Origin of the sequence: Synechococcus sp. BL107 (assembly GCF_000153805.1) — a bacterium.
GTDB lineage: Bacteria > Cyanobacteriota > Cyanobacteriia > PCC-6307 > Cyanobiaceae > Parasynechococcus.
In genome coordinates, this window is record NZ_DS022298.1 from 1,527,334 (window position 1) to 1,547,724 (window position 20,391).

General features: G+C 51.5%; 21 protein-coding genes and 1 tRNA gene. 13 read left to right on the plus strand and 9 right to left on the minus strand.

The genetic code is table 11. The annotated features are described in order from the left end of the window. Window positions 1-49 precede the first annotated feature (49 nt). Genes rpmG through BL107_RS07905 form a run of 3 tightly spaced genes read left to right on the plus strand, consistent with a single transcriptional unit; the run spans window position 50 to window position 2,559 of the window. On the plus strand, window positions 50-250 hold the full coding sequence (rpmG, locus tag BL107_RS07895) for a 50S ribosomal protein L33 (RefSeq protein ID WP_009789789.1): 201 nt from the start codon (window positions 50-52) through the stop codon (window positions 248-250). A 38-nt stretch (window positions 251-288) separates the two neighbouring features. Beyond that, on the plus strand, window positions 289-510 hold the full coding sequence (rpsR, locus tag BL107_RS07900; protein WP_006041316.1) for a 30S ribosomal protein S18: 222 nt from the start codon (window positions 289-291) through the stop codon (window positions 508-510). Between the two features lie 27 nt (window positions 511-537). Further along, window positions 538-2,559 (plus strand): ribonuclease catalytic domain-containing protein, encoded by a 2,022-nt coding sequence (locus BL107_RS07905; RefSeq protein ID WP_232192862.1) that lies wholly within the window; start codon window positions 538-540, stop codon window positions 2,557-2,559. Here BL107_RS07905 and BL107_RS07910 read toward each other — a convergent pair. Then, window positions 2,556-4,343, minus strand: a complete 1,788-nt coding sequence (locus BL107_RS07910) for an FAD-dependent oxidoreductase (RefSeq protein ID WP_009789791.1) — start codon at window positions 4,341-4,343, stop codon at window positions 2,556-2,558. The two genes, BL107_RS07905 and BL107_RS07910, sit on opposite strands and share 4 nt — an antisense overlap. A gap of 124 nt (window positions 4,344-4,467) precedes the next feature. On the opposite strand from BL107_RS07910, the gene metG reads away from it, so the two are divergent. Further along, entirely contained in the window at window positions 4,468-6,012 is a 1,545-nt protein-coding gene (gene metG, locus BL107_RS07915; protein WP_009789793.1) for a methionine--tRNA ligase, read from the plus strand. Then, window positions 5,999-7,192 (plus strand): LPS export ABC transporter periplasmic protein LptC, encoded by a 1,194-nt coding sequence (lptC, locus tag BL107_RS07920; RefSeq protein ID WP_009789794.1) that lies wholly within the window; start codon window positions 5,999-6,001, stop codon window positions 7,190-7,192. The genes metG and lptC overlap by 14 nt, the downstream gene beginning before the upstream one ends. On the opposite strand, the gene BL107_RS07925 is transcribed toward lptC, so the two are convergent. Next, a complete protein-coding gene (locus tag BL107_RS07925; RefSeq protein ID WP_009789795.1) occupies window positions 7,158-7,817 on the minus strand; it encodes a cofactor assembly of complex C subunit B in 660 nt (219 codons plus the stop codon). The genes lptC and BL107_RS07925 overlap by 35 nt on opposite strands. 32 nt (window positions 7,818-7,849) lie before the next feature. Here BL107_RS07925 and BL107_RS07930 point away from each other — a divergent pair, with 32 nt between their 5' ends. The 6 genes from BL107_RS07930 (at window position 7,850) to BL107_RS07955 (ending at window position 12,318) form a co-directional block, all read left to right on the plus strand. Next, on the plus strand, window positions 7,850-8,257 hold the full coding sequence (locus BL107_RS07930; protein WP_037988890.1) for a tellurite resistance TerB family protein: 408 nt from the start codon (window positions 7,850-7,852) through the stop codon (window positions 8,255-8,257). 31 nt (window positions 8,258-8,288) lie between these two features. Next, window positions 8,289-8,960 carry a photosystem II repair protein Psb32 gene (psb32, locus tag BL107_RS07935; protein ID WP_009789797.1) on the plus strand — a complete coding sequence of 224 codons (672 nt, stop codon included), beginning with the start codon at window positions 8,289-8,291 and terminating at the stop codon, window positions 8,958-8,960. 12 nt (window positions 8,961-8,972) lie between these two features. Next, window positions 8,973-10,124: a proton extrusion protein PcxA gene (gene pxcA / locus BL107_RS07940; RefSeq protein ID WP_009789798.1), complete on the plus strand. Its 1,152-nt coding sequence runs from the start codon at window positions 8,973-8,975 to the stop codon at window positions 10,122-10,124. Continuing rightward, the gene (locus BL107_RS07945; RefSeq protein WP_009789799.1) at window positions 10,111-10,671 is read left to right on the plus strand and encodes a bifunctional adenosylcobinamide kinase/adenosylcobinamide-phosphate guanylyltransferase; all 561 of its coding nucleotides are present in this window, start codon (window positions 10,111-10,113) and stop codon (window positions 10,669-10,671) included. Before pxcA ends, BL107_RS07945 begins: the two co-directional genes overlap by 14 nt. After that, on the plus strand, window positions 10,668-11,168 hold the full coding sequence (locus BL107_RS07950; protein ID WP_009789800.1) for a tRNA (cytidine(34)-2'-O)-methyltransferase: 501 nt from the start codon (window positions 10,668-10,670) through the stop codon (window positions 11,166-11,168). Before BL107_RS07945 ends, BL107_RS07950 begins: the two co-directional genes overlap by 4 nt. Before the next feature lie 73 nt (window positions 11,169-11,241). Beyond that, window positions 11,242-12,318: a M23 family metallopeptidase gene (locus tag BL107_RS07955; protein WP_037988327.1), complete on the plus strand. Its 1,077-nt coding sequence runs from the start codon at window positions 11,242-11,244 to the stop codon at window positions 12,316-12,318. A gap of 86 nt (window positions 12,319-12,404) precedes the next feature. Here BL107_RS07955 and BL107_RS07960 read toward each other — a convergent pair. Beyond that, a tRNA-Met gene (locus BL107_RS07960) sits at window positions 12,405-12,478 on the minus strand. Between the two features lie 47 nt (window positions 12,479-12,525). Beyond that, window positions 12,526-12,819, minus strand: a complete 294-nt coding sequence (locus BL107_RS07965) for a hypothetical protein (protein ID WP_009789802.1) — start codon at window positions 12,817-12,819, stop codon at window positions 12,526-12,528. 121 nt (window positions 12,820-12,940) lie between these two features. On the opposite strand from BL107_RS07965, the gene BL107_RS07970 reads away from it, so the two are divergent. Beyond that, the gene (locus BL107_RS07970) at window positions 12,941-13,543 is read left to right on the plus strand and encodes a peroxiredoxin (RefSeq protein WP_009789803.1); all 603 of its coding nucleotides are present in this window, start codon (window positions 12,941-12,943) and stop codon (window positions 13,541-13,543) included. Here BL107_RS07970 and BL107_RS07975 read toward each other — a convergent pair. Together BL107_RS07975 and ftsH are read right to left on the minus strand one after the other, a co-directional pair. Then, window positions 13,536-16,334: a UPF0182 family protein gene (locus tag BL107_RS07975; RefSeq protein WP_009789804.1), complete on the minus strand. Its 2,799-nt coding sequence runs from the start codon at window positions 16,332-16,334 to the stop codon at window positions 13,536-13,538. The two genes, BL107_RS07970 and BL107_RS07975, sit on opposite strands and share 8 nt — an antisense overlap. A gap of 1 nt (window position 16,335) precedes the next feature. Next, entirely contained in the window at window positions 16,336-18,135 is a 1,800-nt protein-coding gene (gene ftsH / locus BL107_RS07980) for an ATP-dependent zinc metalloprotease FtsH (RefSeq protein ID WP_009789805.1), read from the minus strand. Between the two features lie 87 nt (window positions 18,136-18,222). On the opposite strand from ftsH, the gene rpmF reads away from it, so the two are divergent. Further along, window positions 18,223-18,399, plus strand: coding sequence for a 50S ribosomal protein L32 (gene rpmF, locus BL107_RS07985; protein ID WP_009789806.1), 177 nt, complete (start codon window positions 18,223-18,225; stop codon window positions 18,397-18,399). Here the strand turns inward: rpmF and BL107_RS07990 are convergent. The 3 genes from BL107_RS07990 to BL107_RS08000 are packed head-to-tail and all read right to left on the minus strand — an operon-like array spanning window position 18,396 to window position 20,390. Next, window positions 18,396-19,337, minus strand: a complete 942-nt coding sequence (locus BL107_RS07990) for a phosphoribulokinase (protein WP_009789807.1) — start codon at window positions 19,335-19,337, stop codon at window positions 18,396-18,398. The genes rpmF and BL107_RS07990 overlap by 4 nt on opposite strands. Next, complete coding sequence (locus tag BL107_RS07995; RefSeq protein WP_009789808.1) at window positions 19,327-19,638, minus strand: DUF565 domain-containing protein; 312 nt, start codon at window positions 19,636-19,638, stop codon at window positions 19,327-19,329. The genes BL107_RS07990 and BL107_RS07995 overlap by 11 nt, the downstream gene beginning before the upstream one ends. Further along, the gene (locus BL107_RS08000) at window positions 19,635-20,390 is read right to left on the minus strand and encodes an HAD-IA family hydrolase (RefSeq protein ID WP_037988891.1); all 756 of its coding nucleotides are present in this window, start codon (window positions 20,388-20,390) and stop codon (window positions 19,635-19,637) included. Before BL107_RS08000 ends, BL107_RS07995 begins: the two co-directional genes overlap by 4 nt. Between the last annotated feature and the right edge of the window lies 1 nt (window position 20,391).

Here is a 20,391-nt window from a genome sequence, read left to right on the forward strand (position 1 = left end):
TAAGATCTTTGTTTGTCATTCACTTCGCACCTGCGGTGCAACGTCCTTTATGGCTAAGAACAAGGGCGTCCGGATTGTGGTCACTCTCGAGTGCACAGAATGCCGGTCCGCTTCCGCTAGCGAAAAACGTTCACCGGGCGTTTCGCGCTACACAACAGAGAAGAACAGACGGAACACCACCGAGCGGCTGGAGATCATGAAGTTCTGTCCACAACTCAACAAAATGACTCTCCACAAAGAGATCAAGTGAGCCTGCAGACCTTCCAACCTTTCAACCGTTTCTGATTCATGTCGAGCTCCTTTTTCAAGAAGCGTCTTTCTCCGATTAAGCCTGGCGATCCCATCGATTACAAAGATGTGGATCTGCTCAAGAAATTCATCACAGAGCGTGGCAAGATCCTTCCCCGTCGTCTGACTGGCTTGACTGCCAAGCAACAGCGGGATCTCACTAATGCCGTGAAGCGAGCACGGATTGTGGCCTTGCTGCCATTCGTAAATCCCGAAGGTTGATTCCACGCTTAGTCACTCAGCGACGTGGTGAAAGCCTCAGTTAAGGCCAACGACATTGTTGCTGTTGTTTTAAAGGGTGTCCCCCTGATCGGCCGTCTTCTGTCTCTCAAGGGCAGTAAGGCGGTTATTTCTTTTGGAGGACAACGACGGGATCAGGACCTCCCACTTCGAGAGCTCGTGGCCGTCGGTCATGTGTCGGACCAACCTCTGCCGACACCTGACGAGCTTTCGGAGTTGATGCCCGATCGCAAAACGGCTGCGGAAGCTTGGTCGATTTTGGCTGCCGATGCTGAGGCAATGCAGCAGAACCAAGCTCTCCTTGAGTTAACGGATCTCCTGAAAGCCAACGTTGATACTCCTGACATAGCAGCCACTTGGGCTTGGTTGCATGGTGATCAACCCTGGTTCCGCTGGCGACGGGATCAGTCGATTTCTGTGGTGCCCTTGGACGAGATCCAACGCAAAAGGAAGCTTCAAAAACAACAGCGATTAGCGGAGGACCACAGTCAGCAGCAGATCGCAGTTCTTGCTCCATCGTCTCCACTGACCCCAGAACAGTTGGAAACGCTTGATCCTGAATGGCGCAAGCGATTGGAATGCTTGGTTGATCGAGCTCGTGATGATGCTTCGAACTTGAAGGATGATCCCGATGTGGCCCATTGGGCGCAAGTGTTTTCGCTGAGTCCTGATCAGGGCAGCCTGCGGCAGTGGTGTATTCAAAGAGGGCTTTTGGATCCGCATCAGCCCCGTGCCCTGCACGGCAGTGTCTGGTCCGGAACGTTTGCCATGGAGTTGGAGCACGAGGCCCAACGACTGATCTCGTCTGCGGCGCAACCGCATCCTGGAGACGACGACCGGCTGGACCTGTGTCATCTGGCGACCTACACCCTCGACGATGCCGGGACCCGTGAAATTGATGACGCTGTTTCCCTCGACGTTCAAAACGGTGAAGTTTGGATTTGGGTTCATATCGCTGATCCAGCACGCCTGATCAGCCCTGGTAGCCCGTTGGATCAAGAAGCCCGTCGTCGTGCCACCAGCCTTTACCTTGCCGATGGCGTACTTCCGATGCTTCCCCTCGGACTAGCCGCCGGCCCCCTAAGCCTTCGTGCCGGACAACGCACCGCGGCAATCAGCGTTTCTGTGCGGTTGGACAGTGCTGGAGCGATCGCTGAGCGTCGTATTGCGAGGAGTTGGGTGCAGCCTCGCTATGGCCTTACCTATGCGGATGGCGACGAGCTGATCGAATTGGCCCCTCCTGGTGACGAAACGTTGGCGGATTTATCCCAGTTGATGCAGCTGCGCAGTCGATGGCGTCGCCAACAAGGAGCCCTGATGTTTGATCGAATGGAAGGACGCTTTCGGCGGAGTGACGGTGCGTTATTCCTTCAATTGGTGGAACCCAGTCCGGCGCGTTTGATGGTGAGTGAAGCGATGCTGTTGATGGGTGCAGTTGTCGCGGAGTTTGGTTGTCAACATGAGTTGGCTCTGCCATTTCGAAGTCAGCCGCCCGCTGAACTTCCGTCGCAGACTGAACTCGACCAATTGCCTGAGGGGCCAGCCCGCGATGCTGCGATCAAGCGATGTTTGAGTCGTGGGGTACAGGGAACCCAGCCCATGGCGCACTTCAGCCTTGGACTGTCTGCCTATGTGCAAGCCACGTCTCCCATCCGTCGTTATGCCGACCTGGCCTCCCACCGTCAGATCATTGCTCAACTGGAGAACACCACCCCGTTAAGTGAACCTGAAATGGGTGAATTAATCGACGACTTAGACGATCCGCTCCGTCAGTCGATTCAAATCAGCCGTGAAGACCAGCGCCATTGGCAACAGGTGTGGTTTTCTCAATATCGAGATCAACGCTGGGATGCCGAGTTTCTTCGTTTTTTAAGACCGCAAGACGGCTTAGCCCTTGTCCATCTTGCTGACTTAGCCATGGATGTTGTCGGTCGCGTCGATCAAGGCAATCCGAATCCAGGAGATCGGATGACGATGACGGTGAAGCTGGCGGATCCTGACCGGGGCGAATTGCAGCTTCAGCTGACTTAATCAATCACCCCAATCAAACGAAGCCAGGGCCCCCACGGATTCCGAACCACGCGTACACGAACCATCCCAGTTGGGCGATCTTGTTGGTGGAGCCATGCGTTGATGGCTGGCTCCAGCGTGATGAGAGGCCAATGTTCATCATCGGAGCTGAACTGAAAGCCACCGTCTGCCGTCGAGGACACCCTGCCCTTTAAGAACTCTTCGTGGCGATCAATATGGGCTTCATTCAGGCCAGGTTGATCGAGGTGAACGGATCGCGATGGGGCCAACAAACCCATGGCATCAACTTGCTCTGGTGCGGCTAATCCTTGTTCTTGAGCTGTTCTCCAGTGGGGATGCCATGCCGGCCACTGCCAAAGTGGCAACACTGCTGCTGGGGCCGTCGGGTCATGAAGGAGATGGGTCTGAAGCACGCTCACCGGTACCTCAGTGGGTAGGCAGGAGCGATGGACCGATAACGCCGCTGCCAAACCAGCTGCTTGACCGATGTTGAGAATTAAGGGTTGCAACCTCGTCGCGCCATTCGCCATGTGACTCACGCTGAAGCCTTTATCTGCCATCAAGAGATTTGGCACGGTTTCGCTGACTAATGCGCCGTAGGGGATGCAAAAGGGAGTACCGGTCCACCGCCCCCCCCATCGACAACTTTTGGAAGCAAGGGGCCAGTCCTCCCCTGGGTAGTGATGGTCGTTGGCGTAGGTGCCGACCGCAATGCTGGTGCATTGACCGTCGTCATCCAAGGGAATCGATCCACGACGGGCGCCGGCTGATACGGGTAGCAATTCGTTTTCTGTCACGGTGGTCGTCCCGATCAGTCGACGACTTTCTCGCCAGTAGGGCATCAGGGCAACACTGGGGTTGGCCCCTGGGAAAGCCTTCCCTGGAGTGATCCAACCGTCCGAACATTCTTGAAGGGCCGATAAAAATGATGCGCTATGCGCTTTCATCTCATTGGCCAGCTCCGTTCTGTCCAGAGGATCAGAGCTCACTGCCCTGTGCAGTCCGTGATGCCAATCGTTGCCGTGAAGTGGCCAATTGAGCATGACCAAACCACCGGGCAAGCGGCCGTAGGTGATCGTCCGCTCCAACCCAAAGGCAGCGGTGCTGTATTCAAAAGGCTGTGATGGCAGAAGGGGTTTGGATGGAGGGCCTGATTGTTTCAGCTGTCCCATCACAACCCATGTGGGGGATTGAACAGGTTGGTGTTTGAAGAACGCTTCGTTGATCAGTCGGTGTTGGGTTGGAGCACTTGGCTCATCCCACTGTTCCTTGGCCTCCCATCCCCAGCGGTAGGGCACGTCCGTTAGGGCAAGGAGGTCTCCGAGGTCACTCCCATCAATAAAAATGTCTGCCTCAACAAAGAGGCGTTGTTGTTGTGAAGCGGGTCCCTGCTGAACCTCGAGACGTTGAATCAGCCCGTCTCGCTGGGAAAGGTTTCGCAGTTCACAATCCCCACACCACTGCAACAACGGCTCGTTATGGACCCATCGCTGAAGGATGTCCTCGGCCTGTTGGGGCCGATAGCCAAAACAACTCACCCAGTTTTGATCGAGCCCAGAGGGTTCACTGCAATGAAGCTCCCGCAAGAAAGCACCCCACATCCCCGTTTGCCAGCAACTCAGTTCATGACCATCCGGTGCACAGACCCCAGCAGCGCTAACCATTCCCCCAAGCCATGGCCCGGGCGTTAACAACATGGTGGAAGCACCGCTGCGTGCTGCTTGCAGAGCAGCGGCAACGCCTCCGGTTCCACCGCCCCAAACCAGCACGTCTTTCCGAATCATGGGGTCTGAGGGAATGGGGATATGGATCACCTTTAGGAAAACAGACCCAAGCGTGGTCGTTGTTGAGAGACATGGTCGTTAAACTCTGGCGTCGCTGCGGTGCAGCGGAGTTTTTCTCCCGACGATGTCTTACACACTTACGACTCCGCTTTACTACGTCAACGACAAGCCGCATCTCGGCAGCACGTATACGACCCTGGCCTGTGATGCCCTGGCCCGTTTTAAGCGACTGACCCAAAACGACGTGCTGTTCATCACCGGTGTGGATGAACATGGTCAGAAAATTCAACGCACGGCTGAACAAAAAAACATCAGCCCTATGGCTCACTGCGACCAAGTCAGCGAGCGTTATCAAGACCTTTGGTCACGTTGGGACATCAGTCAGGATCGTTTTGTCCGTACCACTAATCCTCGACACCTTGAGCTTGTAGAACAGTTCTACGAGCGCGTTAAAGCCTCTGGCGACATCGTTACCGGTCGACAGACGGGGTGGTATTGCGTTGGATGTGAGGAATTCAAAGATGATCCTGATGATGCAGTCGATCCCCAATGCCCGATTCATCAAAAAACCCTTGAGTGGCGCGACGAGGAGAACCTATTTTTCCGCTTATCCCGTTATCAACGTGAGATTGAAGAGTTGATCGCAAATGACGACTTCATTGCACCTGCAAGTCGGCGACAGGAAGTTCGTAATTTTGTAGCACGCGGACTTCGTGATTTTTCAATTTCACGGGTCAATGTGTCATGGGGCATACCAGTTCCAGGACATCCAGGACATACGTTTTATGTGTGGTTCGATGCACTGCTCGGTTACCTAACTGCACTCTTGGATGATGGTGGTTCCGTTGATCTAGATCGATTAGCCGACAGCGGATGGCCAGCTTCAGTCCATGTGATCGGTAAAGATATTTTGAGATTTCATGCTGTTTTTTGGCCAGCAATGTTGATATCTGCTGGTCTATCTCTTCCAAAGCGTGTTTTTGGTCATGGATTTCTCACCCGCGAGGGACAAAAAATGGGCAAGTCTTTGGGAAATGTTCTTGATCCAGAATTGTTATTAGAAAAGTGTGGTACTGATGCTGTGCGATGGTATCTGTTAAGGGATATTCAATTTGGCGATGATGGCGATTTTCAACAACAACGTTTTTCCGACTTAGTCAATAATGATTTGGCTAATACCATCGGAAATCTTTTGAATCGCACGTCATCAATGGCGCGAAAGTGGTTCGATGATTCAGTCCCCCCTCATTCAGTCGAAAGCCATATCAATCATCCCCTTGCGCTAAAAGCACAAGCCACAATTGCAACTGTGATGCGTTGCATGCCTGAACTTGGTTTCAAGGCCGCATCTGAGTCTATTTTACAATTAGCGATTGCCGCCAATGGTCATCTCAATGACACGGCTCCCTGGAGTCGGATGAAGCAGCAAGGTGAGGAACAATCTGTTGCGAATGATCTTTATGTGGTATTGGAGTCAACTCGGATTGTTGGGTTACTACTAGCACCTTTACTACCCGACCTAAGTTCTCGTATTTTGAATCAACTGAATTGTTCTTTAGATCCTGAACACTGGCTGGACCAGCTTCATTGGGGTGGGTTGACATCTGGAACTGAGCTGCCAAAACCTGAGCCGGTGATGGCGCGTCTCGAATTGGATGACGATCTTTGATATGAAGGAACTGAAGTTTTTACGGTCAAGATGCATTATTGCTGTGATAGGTAGCTCTTGCTTCCTTTCAGCGTGCGCCTCAAATCCTTCTAGTCAAATTAAGAATCAGGCATCCACCCCTTTTGTCTTTCGGTCGCTAGATCTAAAACAACGTCGACCTAATGGTATTCGAGATTGGGAACTGACAAGTCCTGAGGCTCGCTACAACACAGCTGCAAGAACAGTGAGGGCAAGAATTCCTAAGGGGATTCTTTATTTTGAAGACAAGCCTTCATTCATGATCAGTGCAGAGCATGCAACCGTACTTAATGATGGCGAGCTTGTTGTGCTGGAAGGCTCTGTGCGGCTGAAACGTTTAGGGGCAGAACCTCTTCTTATTCAGGGTGATCGTTTGATATGGAGACCGGCTTTGTCGACAATGGTGATCAATCAAAGGCCTACTGCTTTAAACAGGAATTCAAAAATTATTTCCAGTTCTCTTACTTTTCAGCAAGAAAGTGGTCAGCTTCTATTCAAAGGTCCGACAACACTTTTGCGATGGCAGAACAACTATAGTTCAACCATTGATCCACAAACGGTGATCACGGCTGGGAATAGTCGATGGAATTTAAATAGTGGGATCATTGCTGCTCTTGGTCCCATTATTGCAAATCAAATGGATGGCCGTCGTCTTACGGCTGCTTCGGTTCAGGGCAATACAAAGAAAAATTTTATTGACTTAAAAGCTCCTGTTCAATTCAAGCTTGAGGAGGACGATGCTGTTGTGGATGCAGGCGAAACTCGCTGGTACTTTGAACGTGATCAGCTTTCATCAAAAGCTCCGGTTTCTGCATCACTTCCCAAGAGTGATGTCCGTGGTGTTGGATTTGTTATTGATATACCAAGCCATACCTTCACTATCTCCAATTCGTGTCAAGTCAAACAACCAGATAAGAATTTGAGAGCCCAAAGCTGTACTTGGAACTGGCGCGATGATCTTCTCACTGCTGCCGGTAATACAAACCCTAAAGAATCTAATGCCGGGCAAATAAAACGTGCTGAACAGATGGAAGCTGGCTTTAATTCTAATGGTTCGATACAGTTTTCACCATCCAGAAATCGCGTAAAAACTCAGATTAAATTCGAAGACAAAAACAATAAAGATGTTAATCAGAAGAATTCTTCTCAAGTGAAGTTTTAAGTCTCTGAGTCCAGCCTTCTAACCAGCGTTCATCGGACTGGCTGAAACAACGTTTCGACCACCCACCCACAACAACAACACCATTTTTTCCCAGGGGAGATATCACGACGGCTGGAAGATTTTCCACAACAGAATCAAACTCAGTTCGTCCTGGAAATAGTTCTGTATTGACGAGCGAGATGGTCGTCTCCCGTTCCATCACTCGATTGCAAATGTCTCCTGGTTTAAACGTGACAGCACGAATCAAGCCGCGACGCAGGATGACCTGCCCTCTCCAATACACCAGCACCGTTGACGCTGGTGTTGCGGTTAGCAGCATGTGACTCCCCCACCCCAATTCCTCGCGAAGATCCGCTGAAGTCTGTTGATCCATCACGAGTCCCTGCTCTCCTTGCAGATCCACCTGGTCCGCCGATCGAGGATTGGCCCTCGTCCACAGCACGGCAACCAACATCAGTCCTACCGCCGCCAGTCCGGCCAAGACCTCCGCCCGTTGAAGGTCTGGCGTAATCCGATCAGCTGTCGATGCATTCGTGACAGCCAAAACCAGGACCAGCAACCCACTGAACAAAACAACACGGGCCGGTGTTGGCATCGATGCGGACTGCTGCAGGAACGGGAACATCTTGCTCAAATATGGGCAATCGTGTTGCGCCCATGAACTGTGCAGAGGCTTTTGCCGCAGTGGCCCTAGCTGCGGTGGGGTGTGATGGTGTGTTGGGGCGAGATGAAGCCCATGCTCTTCGACTGCAGTTGGAGTACCGATCGCTTTACAGCAGCAGCAGCGAAGCCGTCATGGGTGAACTCTTCGATCAGCTGTTAGCGGTGCTTAGGGAGCGGGGCGTCACGGGACTCGTCGACGAAGCCTTGCCTGTGTTGAGCCCCCGTCAACAACAGTCCGCGCTGGCCCTTGCCGCGCACCTTGTCCATGCCGACAAGAAAGTGACCAGCGAGGAGGAGGATTTCCTTAAGCAACTGGCGGCCAAGGTGGACCTTCCAGAAAACGAAGCGAACATGATTGTTGTGGCTATTGAGGCCTTAAATCGAGACATGCTCGACAGCTAAGGGCAGACTGCAGTGAGTTCCGCTTGAGGTGATGCCGCTGTTCCCCCGCCGTTTTGTTGCCGCGCTTCTGGCAATCAGCCTCTGTTTGTTTGTTTGGGTGCCCGTTGGGCTAGCCATTTCGCCATCAGAACTGGGGTCGTCTCCTCCTCAGGAGTTGATTGTTGATGAAGCCAATGTCTTTAGTCGCGCGAGTCGCAATGAGCTCGAATCGAAGCTGAAGGGCTTGGAGGATCAACGCGTTGATGCACGTTTGATCACATTGCGGCGTCTTGATTACGGATACAGCTTGAAGAGCTTCGGTGAGGAACTGATGGCGTCCTGGTCTGGAAAAAGCGAGGTGCCCCTTTTATTGATTTTGATCGAAACACAAAACAAACGTGCCGCGCTTCTCGCCGACTCTGCGTTGCAAAGTCAACTGCCGGAGTCGTTACTCACGAGTACTGCTCGCACAACGATGACCCTTCCACTTCGTGATGGTGATCGCTACCGACAGTCATCGATCGATGGACTAGCTCGGTTGTCCACCGTTCTTGCAGGTGGTGAAGATCCAGGTCCTCCGGAGGTCCTCGAGCGGGTGGCGCTTCCAACCAACATCCCCACAAAGGCGGAAACGGAAGAAAGCGATGCAACGACATGGATCATTGTTTTACTCGTACTGGGAACGATCATCCCGATGGCCACCTGGTGGGTCTTTTCCCGCTAGGACAACGCTGTCATGAGTCGCAGAAACTGGATCAACATTTTTTCGCGTGGGCAGGGATTCGATCTCAGCAACGACCTTGAGCGTGGCTATGAATCTGCGCTGTTGATCCAGAATTTCGAATTGGAATTTTATGGCGATCGTTTGGTTAGGCCCGACGTTGATTTAGCCGTTCCAAAGTCTGTTCAGGCCAGCATCTTGCGGAGGTTCCGTGCTGCCTTATTGATCTGCCGAACCACCCTGGAGTCGGTGGAACGCAATCGTGGTCAACTTGATACTCAGGAGCTCAGGCAGCTGCAGCTGATTGAGGCTGTGGTGAGTCGCTACGGATATCAACTACCAAGCGGTGGATCCCCTGCAATTAGTCGTAGTCCGGAGGCTTTGCCGAGATCCTTGCTCGGCTTCTTTGACACGGTTCGGCGTCAACTTGATCCTGCATCTGAAGAGACGGTTGTTGCCGGGTTTCGACGACGTCGCAACAGCACGCTGATTTCGTTGCGCATTCTGTTGCTTTTAATCTTGGTGCCGTTATTGATCCAACAAATAGCCGGGGCGTACGTCATTTCCCCTGCTGTTGATCGATTATCACCAGAACTACCATTTTTAAGTTATCCAAAACCAAAGCTTGAGGAACAAGCTGTTGAGAAATTGCGCGTCTATAAGCAAGAACTTGAATTTGATGCTTTTCTCAATTCCGATCAACCAATGGAGGAGGATCAGTTACGTCAAAAATTAGTTGAAAAAGCCATTGAGCTTAAGGATGAGGCTGATGGTCTAAGTGTTCAAGCTGTTAAAAATGTATTTTCTGATTTAAGTGCTCTTATAGCCTTCACGGTTGTTTGTTTTGTCAGTCGAGATGATTTACGAGTGATGCGCGGATTTTTTGATGAGGCTGTTTATGGCTTGAGTGATTCTGCAAAGGCATTTGCAATTATTTTATTCACAGATATCTTTGTTGGCTTTCACAGTCCTGAAGGATGGACTGTTCTACTCAATGGGATTGCGAAACATTTAGGATTACCTTCTCAGGAAAATTTTGTGATGTTATTCATAGCCACTTTCCCCGTTATATTGGCAACAATATTTAAGTATTGGATTTTCCGTTATCTCAACCGAGTTTCGCCATCCTCTGTGGCCACACTCAAAGGGATGAATGGTTCTGGTTGATCCACAAGTGAACAATTCGCAGCTAATCCTTGTCAGTGGACCCTCCCGTGGCGGCAAGAGTCGATGGGCTGAATCCCTGCTTACCAATGATCCTTTTGTGATTTATGTCGCAACCGGCATGAAGCGTGATGATGATTCTGCTTGGGTTGAGCGATTGCGCATTCATCGCGAACGGCGTCCATCGCATTGGAGCTTGCTGGAGCCAGGCCCAGATTTGATTCAATCGCTCCAAACCATTGAGCCAAGGCAATCTGTTTTGGTCGACTCATTGGGTGGATTTGTTGCCACCCATCTGGATATGGATGGTCCGGCTTGGACCAAGCATTCCGACGATTTGATCACCACCCTTGCTCATCTCTCTTCTAAATGCGTTGTGGTGATCGAAGAAACTGGATGGGGTGTCGTTCCTGCCACCCAAATCGGCGGCTTATTCCGAGATCGACTTGGTCAGATAGCACAACAGCTGGATCAGATTGCTGATCTGAGTTGGCTGGTCTTGCAAGGACGAGCTGTTGATCTTCGCGCCATCAGTCACCCCGTGCCATGAGCATCGTCAACCCAGAAGCCCCATTGCGGGTTGCTTTGTTTGAACCTCGAATTCCTCCGAATACTGGAAACATCGCTCGAACTTGTGCAGCATTCCAGCTCCCCCTTTCGCTGATCGAGCCGCTGGGGTTTCAAATTGACGACCGCAGCCTCCGTCGAGCCGGACTTGATTATTGGCCCCATGTCCAGGTCTCGACGCATGGGAGTTTTGATGCCTTGAAAGATGGGTTGCTTCCCCATAACCGGATCATTGGTTGCAGCCGTCGAGGTGGTAGTTGCCTAAGCGAATTTGAATTTCAACACGGAGATGTATTGCTCTTCGGGCGCGAAGACACAGGTCTTCCTGAGGACATTCGCGACCAGTGCCATTCCATTGTCACGATTCCAATGCCAGGTGCGGCGGCCCCCAGTGGTCAAGGTGGTGTCAGAAGCCTCAATTTGTCTGTTGCTTGTGCCCTCGTGACGTATGTGGCGGGCCATCGGTTGCAGTTGTGGTGATCACAGGACTGCGCCAACCCCCCTTGCGCCAACTGCATCGATTCGTTACTTTCAGCGGATCTTCTGAGGTTGTATGCGCGCACTGCTCCTACTAGCAAGTGCCACTACTCCTTTATTGGCACTCTCCGCTTGGAGTGGCTTGCCAGGGCATGCAGATAACAACGTTTTCAATCTGGCGGAGCTTCCTCCCCTTCCTGTCGAGATTTCAAAACGACCCACTACCCAGTCTTTAACAGAGCTTTCATCGCCCACAGACGATGCGTCAGCCTTAGATCGGTCCCTTTGGTTTCAGCTCACCCGTTCGTTATCGCTCACCCGGCTCGCCAAATCACTTGATCTTGATCCCGTACAACTGGCCGAGTTGAATGGTCATCCAACCACCCACCGCTTTTTAGTCGATAGTTGGGTCGTGGTGCCTGAGTCCCTTGGTGATTCAGCGGAATCCATCATCGGACTCAACAAGAAGTCACGTCGAGATACGGCTCCACTTTCAACACCCCCTCCCGTTTCAGAGGTTGCTGCTTTTCAAAAGGGCGATTCATTGGCATCGTTTTTGGCCCGTAATGGTGTTTCTCGCGCAGAACTAAAAACCTTCAACCCCGGACTTCAGCTGAATGAGCTAACAGTCGGGCGCGAGTTACGAGTGGTTCAAGCTTCACCGGCGCAATCCATGCTGGCCATTCGTCCAACAATGAGCGGTGGTGCTGCTTGGCCTATTCGATCAACGTTCAATCCTGGGAGCACACCTACAGAACGATTGAAATTTAGTCGCCATTACCTCTGGCCTACAAAGGGTGTTTTCACCTCTGGTTTTGGTTGGCGTTGGGGTCGCATGCACAAGGGAATTGATATTGCCAATAACACCGGAACACCAATCTTCGCTTCCCGTGATGGCGTTGTGGCTTTTGCTGGGTGGAGCGGAGCCTATGGCTATTTGGTTGAGATCTCCCATGCGGATGGAGATTCGACCCGCTACGCCCACAACAGCCGAATCTTGGTGAGAAAAGGGCAAATCGTTCCCCAAGGTTCTCGTATTTCTTTGATGGGAAGCACTGGACGCAGCACAGGTCCACATCTTCACTTCGAAATACGCCGCGCTGGTGGTGCGGCGCTTAATCCGTTGAGCAAGCTTCCAACACGAAAAGCCTGAAATTGTTAAGTCTGTCCGTGCATTGTTGATCAATTCAAGAAAACAAATCAATCGATTGAATTGACTTGATCCATGGTGACTAAAAATGTCAGAGGGGAGACTTGAACTCCCGACCTCAGGGTTATGAATCCTGTGCTCTAACCAGCTGAGCTACTCTGACAAACGGCCTTTAGGCCAGTCACCATCATACATCTCAAGGTTGACCGATTAGCGCATTTCAATCGCATTCAACCGGTCTCGAAACGATTGTGGATTCTCTGATTGGCCGAGATCTACCGTTTCGCTGATGATCTGAGTTGGAATCTTGCGTTGTACTGGTCCCCGGCGCGTTGTGTTGCTCCGTGAGCCACTGCCTGGACGACGAAGACCACCCGTGCGCTGATCTCGCTCGAGGGGCTTTTTTTTCAAATCTCCCCTCAATTGATTTAGAAGCCTGAAGTGCCCCGTCGCACTGAATTTGCGGAGTAGGGAGGGGTCCCAACGAGAAGTCTGTTCAGTCATTGGCTCAGTTTATGGCGTGACATCTACGAAGACGTGATAATTTGATACGTAAGACTGGAAGTCGTTTCGACTACGGGTTAGTCCATCTCGACTTCCAGTTATTCCTCACTGTATGACGACTATGACCGATAACGGTTGCCTGCGTGTGGGCCAAAAGGCCCCTGATTTCACTGCTACCGCCGTGGTGGATCAGGAATTCAAGGAGATCTCCTTGTCTCAGTACAAAGGGAAGTACGTGGTGTTGTTCTTCTATCCGTTGGACTTCACGTTTGTTTGCCCTACGGAGATCACCGCGTTTAGCGATCGCTACTCAGATTTCTCCAGCAAGAACACTGAAGTTCTAGGCGTTTCTGTGGACAGTCAATTCAGCCATCTGTCCTGGATTCAAACTGCTCGTAACCAGGGTGGTCTTGGCGATATCAACTATCCCTTGGTCTCTGATCTGAAGAAGGAGATCGCAACGGCCTACAACGTGCTTGATGATGCTGAGGGTGTTGCCTTGCGTGGCCTGTTCATCATCGATCCAGATGGTGTGATCATGCATTCCACGATCAACAACTTACCCGTTGGTCGCAATGTTGATGAAACTCTGCGTGTGTTGCAGGCCTTCCAGTACGTTCAGGCCAACCCTGACGAAGTGTGCCCAGCCAACTGGACACCTGGTGAAAAAACAATGAAACCCGATCCCGAGGGTAGCAAAGAATATTTTTCTGCTATCAGCTAACTAACTGTTCACTCGGTTTTTCAAGTCGATCAGTTGATAACCCCTTCGGTTTTTCCGTTGGGGTTTTTTTAATTAGACGATTAATCGCCGCTGACAAGTTCACATCCATTGCGATACCACGTCCATCACTCACGACAATACGTACTAATGATGGAAGTCCACCCTTTGTTGCCTTTAGGTAAACAGGTTCTACATATAGAAGGCTCGTGCCAACTGGCAAAACCAACAGATTTCCTTGGATAAGTTCTGAACCCCCACCATCCCAAAGGCTAAACACTTTACTAACTTCTGGATCTTGATTAATCAGCGCTTGGATTTGTTCAGGCCCAAGAATTGGTCGGTCTTTTGGGAAATCGATCAACAATAATTCTCCAAAATGCTCAGCATCATTCCTTGCCGCCAACCAAGCGGTGAGATTCGGCCTCGCCAACGGCGTAAGGGGTTGAAGCAACAAAAATTCAGAACTGTTATTCCCCTCTATTTGTGCAGTTATATGATACGGCTCCACCGATATCTGTTGTCCTCCATATACCTCCAGTGGCACTTGCCATACATCGTCACCACTGTAAAAAATCCGAGGATCTTCGACGTGATATCTCTGCAGTTGACTGACTTGTACCTTGAAAAAATTCTCCGGCACTAATAGATGCGATTTAAGAGTATTCGGCATGTTCTCGATTGATTCAAAAAGTTGTGGAAATAAGCTTTGCCAGGCTTGAATAAGCGGGTCATTTGGTTCATTGACGAATAGACGCATACTTCCATTGTATGCATCGACTACGATTTTAACTGAGTTGCGTAAGTATCGATCAGAATCAGTATTGCTTACAGCAGCACTATAGGGATATGTTGCACTATGAGTATATCCTTCTACAATCCAAAATTGATTCTGGGTACGAGGATTAGCGACTCCTAGTTTACGTTTTTCACCAGGTACAGAAACTAGATAAGGATCACCTCGAAGATCCAAGAATGGAGCAATCGCCCGTATGCGTTGTCTTACTTCGCGGCGTAGAAGTACCCTTGAATCCTTCTGTATTGCTTTTGTTGTAAGTAGTCTCGGTTCTGCAAGATAAATCGAAGCAGACAGTCTTTGTATCAATGACCCTATCGATACGCCAGCAGATCCTTCGTAGTGGGAATAAACATTGAGATCGCCGTCTGGATAATCGAATTCATCAACATCAGTTGGGACAACTGCATAGGGTGAGGGAAGCATTCCGAAATAAAGCGCTGCATTTTGGGCGGGAATTGCAGCTTCCACATCTTTACGCTTGATGCCCAGGTCTTGATTTCCTTCGATTCGTGTATTTGAACCTAAATCACTGATCACATAAGAGGGAAGTCCATCATTTCCCCTTGTATTCACAGGGCTGACAGTAAATCCGTTCCCGTGGGTGAAAACAAAGTGTCTGTTCTGCCATGTTTTTGAACGACGTGGAAGTGCTGATTGATCTAACTCTCGTGCTGAGATAATTACCTGCTGTGATGTATCACTATCTGGAATTAATGGATAACGGTCAACAGCAGCATTTGAAAAACGATAATAAACTCTTAGTTGTTGAAGCTGGCGGTTGGTTTCTAAAAGAGGTCCGCTATCCCAAAGGCGAACATTGCGCAGGGTGCTAGCTCCAGACTCCAAATCTTCTTCAGTGAGATCAACATTTGGCTCAGTACGCCGCCGTTGGATTCGATCCAATTGAAAACCATGCCGGGTTAATCGAATGGCGGTTTCAAGGTATGGCGATTGAAGATTCAATTCTTGTGGTCGTACCACCAGCCAACGCGTTAGTGGCGTCAGGGTGAATTCAATGATCACGATTGCAGCAACACAAAGGAGGAGAAGTCGTTGGACACGACCAAACCCACTGACGATGCAGCTCACGGCTAAAACCAGCAGAACTAAGGCCAGCAGGCTTCGAAAAGGAAGGGTGAGGTGGTGTTGCAACCAGCCGGCCCCCGCCACTAAGCCGTGCTGATGCCAGAGCAATTGGTGTCGTGATAACCAAACCAGGCCAGCCACACCAATCAAATTGGTGCCGACCCCAATCGATAGCCATCGGTAGGAGCGACAGCCAAGGGCTGGCATCGACCAGTCCGATAGGTGGGGAGCGACTGTTACCCGTCCCCACAGAGCATGTGCGGTGGTGAACGTGCCTGAGAGAACTAATAGCTCTAGGCCTAACTGGAGTGCAGAAAATCGACCGAGACCAAAACTGAGATCCGTATCAAGTAATGGCTCACGGAGTCCTTCATCAGGGATCAACCAAGCCAAACTCCACACTCCCCAAGCTCGGGATACCACCAACAGCAGTGCAAATCCCATTGCAATGGCAAGCCATCGTCTCCACTGCGGTCGGCATAACGACACTCCCGCGATGGCCAATTGCACGGGGAGCATGGCTTTCCACTCCGAAGCCATGGAGTGACTTGACTCGTGCCAGTGACTCAGGCTGAAGGGTTGTTTCCAAGCCAGGATCGCAAGATCCGTCAGCACAACGCTGCAGGCGAGAAATGCCAAGCCACTCAACAACAGCACGAGGCTGAATCGCACCCCTTCGATGGGGCGCATCTGTTGCCGTGGTGGATCGTCGATTCGATCGAAGGCTCTCAGCCAAAGCACCGCTAAAGCAACTGGTATGGAGCCAATTCCTGCGAAAAGCAGCTGAAGCATCCAGCGTTGAAACAGAACCGACTGCCAGTTGAATTGGGAAAACCAAACCCACTCCACGTGCATCCGTGCCACCACAACCAAGAGCGGTGGCAACAGAATCCAGAGCAAGCGTTTCATGTCAGTTCAGTTCAGCCAGGCTTCGAAATCGCTCACCGCTCAATGTTTCCTCCTCGATCAACGCTTCCACAAGCTGATCCATGAGTTCACGCTTTGATTCCAACAGCGACACCGCTTGCGATAAGGCGTTTTTCGCCAAAGTGCGAATTTGCCCATCGATGGCTTGGCCTGTTGTTTCGGCATAACCAGGCCGTTGACTGAACCAATCACGTCCCAAGAACACTTCAGATCCAGCTCCTTCAAGAGCCTGTGGACCGAGGCTTGAGAAGCCAAACCGGGTGACCATTTCTCGGGAGAGTTGGGCCACCATTTGTAAATCGCCACTGGCCCCCTGAGTGACTTCCAACGGCCCGAACACCACCTGTTCTGCCGCTCGGCCGCCAAGGGCGACCACCAAGTCCGCCATACACGACGATCGGGTCACTAAACCCGAATCCAATTGCTCTTCATCGGGCATGAACCTGGTGTAACCACCGGCCCCTCCACGGGGGAGGAGGGTCACTTTATCGACGTCATTTGCGGCGGGGAGAAGCGTTGCCACCAGGGCATGGCCAATCTCGTGGTAAGCGATCAATCGCTTTTTAGCGCTGTCTTGCAAGGGACGATTACTCAATCCCATGGTGATGCGTTCCAGAGCACCTTCCAGGTGGCTGTCATCAATTTCAGTTTTGTTCTGACGGGCGGCCAAAATGGCCGCTTCGTTCAGCAAATTGGCTAGGTCGGCACCTGAAAAGCCAGGAGTTCGACTCGCCCATTGCTCCAAGTTGACGGCGAGAGCAAGGGGGCGACTCCTAGCGTGAACAGCGAGAATGGCTGCGCGGCCTCGTCGATCAGGAAGGCCCACATCAATCCGTCGATCAAACCGACCTGGCCGCGTTAGAGCTGCATCCAGTACATCGGCCCGGTTGGTTGCCGCTAAAAGGATGACCCCGGAGTTTTCCTCGAAGCCATCCATCTCAGTAAGCAGTTGGTTCAGGGTTTGTTCGCGTTCGTCGTTCCCGCCACCGATCCCGGCTCCCCGTTGTCGACCAACGGCGTCGATTTCATCAATAAAAACAATGCATGGGGCTTTCTCTTTGGCCTGACGGAATAAATCTCGAACCCGGCTGGCGCCGACCCCCACAAACATTTCGACAAACTCCGAAGCCGCCATTGAGAAAAACGGAACCCCCGCCTCGCCGGCAATGGCTTTGGCCAATAACGTTTTGCCCGTGCCCGGTGGGCCAACCAACAACACGCCACGGGGAATCTTTGCGCCGAGCCGGATAAATGTTTCTGGTTGCTTGAGAAAGGTCACCACTTCCTCTAACTCTTGACGCGCATCATTGATGCCTTCCACATCTTCGAAACGAACTTGCAAGTCTTCCTGTGGTTTTAAGCGTGGCTTGCTGCGGCCGAACCCAAGTGCGCGGTTGGCCATTTGTGCTGAACGACGCAGCAATAACGACAATCCGATCACTACAAGAAGCACCACAAATAAGGTGCCGGCGAGATCTCTATTCGCCTGTTCTCGCCGGCCATCCACCACGGTTAAGGGGGTATCAGAGCTTTCAGCGGCCCGCAGAATACGGTCATCATTTGGGAAAATCGGGACGCTCACCTTGCGTCCGTCGTCGTACAAAACTCGAACCTCCCGTTGAGCTGGGACAAGATCCAATTGCTTAATTTTTTTGTTGTCGATATCCCTGATCAACGTCGAATAGCTGACGCCTTCCTCTTTCTTCCACAATTTTTGGAAGAACGGTTCTGCCACCTGCTGGTTCGCGGGTGAATTCGTTGACTGCTTCGAACCTGGAGCCACAACAACACAATGCTGAAATGAGCCTAGCTATTTGACGCAAGGCCTCTTCAAGCGAGAGAATGTTTTTTTGACGATCTCTCAGCCGCGATGGCCGTTCCGAAGAAGAAAACATCGAAGGCCAAGCGCAATCAGCGCAGTGCCACTTGGAAAGGCAAGGCCGCCGTAGCCGCTCAGCGCGCCATGTCGATCGGTAAGTCCGTCCTGAGCGGTCGTGCTCAAGGATTTGTATACCCCGTCAGTGATACAGACGAGGCCGAGGCCTAAGAGGCACGACTGAGATGGATTCGGGTCAGATCACGACCCGGATCCACCTCGAAAACGACATCAGCAGGAATGTTTTGGATGATTTCTGAGGGAATCGCACTCAAAATCATTCTGATAAAACCATCCAATTCGCTTCCGTTTAGGGAACTTCCTCGAGTCGTCCGCATGGCATCTTCTTGTTGACGCTTCCAAAGCTGCGGCGATTGATGATCGGTGGCCCGAAGTTGCCAAAGCTGATCAAGTTCAGTCCACACCGGTTGATAGCTCCGCAAGATCTCCTCAGTTTGTTTGCGGTAGGCCAATTCACTCGCCGTGACGGGTGGTTCCAGACCCTCCTCCTTCCTTTCGGCTTCGTATCCCGCTGGGCAGCCGACAAACCAGCCTTCCAGAACAAGGAGATCGGCATGGCAAGCACGCCAGCCTGAGCGATCTCCCCGTCCGTTACGCAAGGCCTTGTCAAAACGAGGACATTGAATCGACTGCCCTTTTCGCCAAAGCTCAAGGGTGCGTTGAAGCAGTTGCAAATCATGGCTTCCAGGCAAAGCGCGAGGCACTCCCCATGGATTTCCTTTCATCGATCGCTCTAATTGGTCGGCCGGGAAATAAAAGTCGTCAATTGAAATCACCTGCAAGGACAATCCCAAATTGTGGGCAGCGGTTTCAAGCCATTGCCCCAAACTCGACTTCCCGCAACCGGGGAGTGCACTCAAGCCAATCAACTCTTTTCTGGCGGGTTGACTACGGGCCAGGCTCAAGATCGGTAGTCCGAGAGACCAGAGCCAATCAGCACTGCTGTTTGGATGCCAAGCATCAAGGCCAAGATTGATGGATGGGCTGATCCAAGACCGTCTCCACTGATCGGGGTCGTCGATCCCAAGGAAATCGAGCAATTTGCGCTGATCTTCCCTAGGTATGAGCTGACGACCGTCAAGATCCAACTTTGAAGGCCTCCAAAACAACGGCGTAGATGAATCCCAATCTGAGGGAGTCAAGCAAGGGATATCGTCGCCGAATTAACACGAGCAACTCGCAAGCCAGTAAGGCAAAAAAGGCACTAAACGTCCGAGCTCCTGTGGCGTTATCGAGATGCACCGTGAGATTGCTTCCTATAAAGAAGCCAGTAAGTAACAACAGAATTCGAGAACTTCGTCTCCACCAGGGTCCGCCAAAACTGGCTTTGAGCTGTTGACCAGCCGTGCGTTGAAGTGCCGCTAAACGGGTGCGCTGCAGCGTGCTCATGAACCTGAGTAGAGCAACAACGACTTCATATAGTTCAGCGTCAACATGCCTTCTAGACAAGGGGGGCCTTGCTGAAGCAAGGAAGGATTGTGCTCGTCCCCAAGATGATCAAAAACAGCTGCGGCGAGATGGATTGCGCCCACAAGATCTCGATCCCAAGGGGAAGGGGTCAAAACACAGGACAAACCCGCGGCTGTTGCAGCCTTGAGCCCTGCAGCTGAATCCTCCAAGGCCACAACACAGTCGGACGGCAGGCCGCTCTGCTTGAGCGCCAACCGATAACCATCCGGATTGGGCTTGCCAGTCGCCACATCATCTGACGACACCACACCATCAAAGGCTGGCATAACTCCTTGGGCTTGATTCAACAGTGCTTGAACAGATGGACCACCACTGGAGGTCACGATCCATTGCTTGATCTGGCCGTTGTGCAATTCGTTCACAAGCCTCAAGACACCCGGCCGCCACTGCACATGGCCCTCACAAACGCGGGATAAATAATGCTCGCGTTTCACATCACGCAAACGCTTCAGTTGGTCTTGCGTGAGGTTGATCCCCTGATCCTTTGCGTAGATCGCAACACGGGGAATGCCACCGGCAATGGACAGCAGTTCGGCATACAACTCTTTGTTCCAATGAAATGGGAGGCCTAAATCACGAAAGGCCTGATTGAACGCTGGACGATGTCCCTCCATCTCCGTGTCAGCCAGGGTGCCGTCTACATCCCAGAACACAGCCCTTAGAGCAGTCATC

Excerpts from the sequence above, each read along its gene's own strand:
- BL107_RS07995 (WP_009789808.1), bottom strand. The coding sequence starts at position 19,638 with ATGAGCACGCTGCAGCGCACCCGTTTAGCGGCACTTCAACGCACGGCT.
- metG (WP_009789793.1), top strand. The coding sequence starts at position 4,468 with ATGTCTTACACACTTACGACTCCGCTTTACTACGTCAACGACAAGCCG.
- BL107_RS07910 (WP_009789791.1), bottom strand. The coding sequence starts at position 4,343 with ATGATTCGGAAAGACGTGCTGGTTTGGGGCGGTGGAACCGGAGGCGTT.
- BL107_RS07930 (WP_037988890.1), top strand. The coding sequence starts at position 7,850 with ATGAACTGTGCAGAGGCTTTTGCCGCAGTGGCCCTAGCTGCGGTGGGG.
- BL107_RS07945 (WP_009789799.1), top strand. The coding sequence starts at position 10,111 with ATGGTTCTGGTTGATCCACAAGTGAACAATTCGCAGCTAATCCTTGTC.
- BL107_RS07925 (WP_009789795.1), bottom strand. The coding sequence starts at position 7,817 with ATGTTCCCGTTCCTGCAGCAGTCCGCATCGATGCCAACACCGGCCCGT.
- psb32 (WP_009789797.1), top strand. The coding sequence starts at position 8,289 with ATGCCGCTGTTCCCCCGCCGTTTTGTTGCCGCGCTTCTGGCAATCAGC.
- rpsR (WP_006041316.1), top strand. The coding sequence starts at position 289 with ATGTCGAGCTCCTTTTTCAAGAAGCGTCTTTCTCCGATTAAGCCTGGC.
- rpmG (WP_009789789.1), top strand. The coding sequence starts at position 50 with ATGGCTAAGAACAAGGGCGTCCGGATTGTGGTCACTCTCGAGTGCACA.
- BL107_RS08000 (WP_037988891.1), bottom strand. The coding sequence starts at position 20,390 with ATGACTGCTCTAAGGGCTGTGTTCTGGGATGTAGACGGCACCCTGGCT.
- BL107_RS07965 (WP_009789802.1), bottom strand. The coding sequence starts at position 12,819 with ATGACTGAACAGACTTCTCGTTGGGACCCCTCCCTACTCCGCAAATTC.
- BL107_RS07955 (WP_037988327.1), top strand. The coding sequence starts at position 11,242 with ATGCGCGCACTGCTCCTACTAGCAAGTGCCACTACTCCTTTATTGGCA.
- lptC (WP_009789794.1), top strand. The coding sequence starts at position 5,999 with ATGACGATCTTTGATATGAAGGAACTGAAGTTTTTACGGTCAAGATGC.
- BL107_RS07975 (WP_009789804.1), bottom strand. The coding sequence starts at position 16,334 with ATGAAACGCTTGCTCTGGATTCTGTTGCCACCGCTCTTGGTTGTGGTG.
- BL107_RS07950 (WP_009789800.1), top strand. The coding sequence starts at position 10,668 with ATGAGCATCGTCAACCCAGAAGCCCCATTGCGGGTTGCTTTGTTTGAA.
- pxcA (WP_009789798.1), top strand. The coding sequence starts at position 8,973 with ATGAGTCGCAGAAACTGGATCAACATTTTTTCGCGTGGGCAGGGATTC.
- rpmF (WP_009789806.1), top strand. The coding sequence starts at position 18,223 with ATGGCCGTTCCGAAGAAGAAAACATCGAAGGCCAAGCGCAATCAGCGC.
- BL107_RS07970 (WP_009789803.1), top strand. The coding sequence starts at position 12,941 with ATGACCGATAACGGTTGCCTGCGTGTGGGCCAAAAGGCCCCTGATTTC.